Origin of the sequence: Mangrovimicrobium sediminis, from assembly GCF_004745945.1 — a bacterium.
In the GTDB taxonomy this organism is placed as follows: domain Bacteria; phylum Pseudomonadota; class Gammaproteobacteria; order Pseudomonadales; family Halieaceae; genus Mangrovimicrobium; species Mangrovimicrobium sediminis.
The window spans coordinates 1-1,639 of the sequence record NZ_SRLE01000039.1 but is presented as its reverse complement, the minus strand read 5'-3'; the positions used below and the strand labels follow the sequence as shown (position 1 = coordinate 1,639).

At 66.0% G+C, this 1,639-nt stretch carries 1 protein-coding gene; it reads right to left on the bottom strand.

Features of this window, described 5'->3' with window-relative positions; all coding sequences use genetic code 11:
* A partial coding sequence (locus E4634_RS21090; RefSeq protein ID WP_240725275.1) for a DNA polymerase occupies nt 1-1,639 on the bottom strand: 1,639 nt, incomplete at both ends.

Genomic DNA, 1,639 nt, shown 5'->3' with positions numbered 1-1,639 from the left:
GCCCGGGTGCGCTCCATGTAGTCCGCAACGCCGGGATAGCGGGCGAAATAGCGGTCGATGTACTGCTGGGCCTCGTTGCGGCCCAGGTGCAGCTGCTTGGCCAGGCCAAAGGCGGACATGCCGTAGATGAGGCCGAAATTGATCGCCTTGGCCTTGCGCCGCTGCTCGGATGACACCTCGTCCAGGTCCACCTCGAACACCTCGGAGGCGGTGGCCCGGTGCACGTCCTGCTCCTCCTGGAAGGCCCGGCTCAGGCCGGCATCACCGGACAGGTGGGCCATGATGCGCAGTTCGATCTGCGAGTAGTCCGCGGCGACAATGCGATAGCCTTCGGGGGCGATGAACGCCTGGCGGATCCTGCGCCCCTCCTCGGTACGGATGGGAATGTTCTGCAGGTTCGGGTCCGAGGACGACAGCCGGCCGGTGGCGGCCACCGCCTGATGATAGGAGGTGTGCACGCGTCCGGTGGACGGCTCGACCATCTCCGGCAGCTTGTCGGTGTAGGTCGACTTGAGCTTGGACAGACCGCGGTACTCCAGCACCAGGCGCGGCAGCTCGTAATCAAGGGCCAGTTCGACCAGCACATCCTCGGCGGTACTCGGGGCGCCCTTCGGGGTCTTCTTGATCACCGGTAGCTCGAGCTTCTCGAACAGGATCTCCCCGAGCTGCTTGGGCGAACCGAGGTTGAACGCCTGCCCCGCGGCGGTGTGCGCCTCGGCGCCGCGGCGCTCGATGCGCGACAGCACCGGCACCAGGGGCAGTTCGATATCGCGGAACACGTCAGCCAGGCGCCCCTCCTGCTCCAGGCGCGGCCACAGTTCGCGGTGCAGGCCGAGGGTGATGTCCGCGTCCTCCGCGGCATAGGGGCCGGCCTCTTCGACCTTGATCTGGTTGAAAGTGAGCTGCTTGGCGCCCTTGCCGGCAATGTCCTCGAAGTGAATCGTGCTGCGGCCCAGGTACTTGAGCGCCAGGCTGTCCATGTCGTGGCGGGTCGCGGTGGAATCCAGCACGTAGGACTCGAGCATGGTATCGAAGGCGATACCGCGCAGTTCGATGTCGTGGTTGGCCAGCACGCTCATGTCGTATTTCAGGTTCTGCCCGACCTTGTGCAGGCCCTCGTCTTCCAGCAGCGGCTTGAGCTGCTCCAGCACCGCGTCGCCGGGGGCGCCGAGGTAGTCGTGGGCCAACGGCACGTAGGCTGCGGCTCCCGGCTCCACCGCGAAGGACACGCCGACGATGCGCGCCTGCATGTAGTCGAGGCTGGTGGTCTCGGTGTCGAAGGCAAACAGTTCCGCGGCCTTCAGTTTCCCGATCCAGGCATCCAGCGCGGCCTGGGTGGTGACGATGTCGTACTCCACCTCGGCGTCCACGGTCCCGGTCGCGGCACCGCCATCCTGCGCGAGGAGCTCTTCCAGCCAGCCGCGAAACTCCAGGCGGCGGAACCAGTCGACCAGTGCGTCGGTATCGGGCTCGGCGTTGGCCAGGTTGTCCGGGGTTTCCTCGAGCTCGACGTCGGTCTTGATGGTGGCCAGGCGGTAGGAGAGAAAGGCGTTGTCTTTTTCCTTCTCCAGCTTCGGCGCCATCGACTTGGCACCGCGGAAGGACAGCTCCGCCACCTGGTCCAGTGACGCGTAGATCT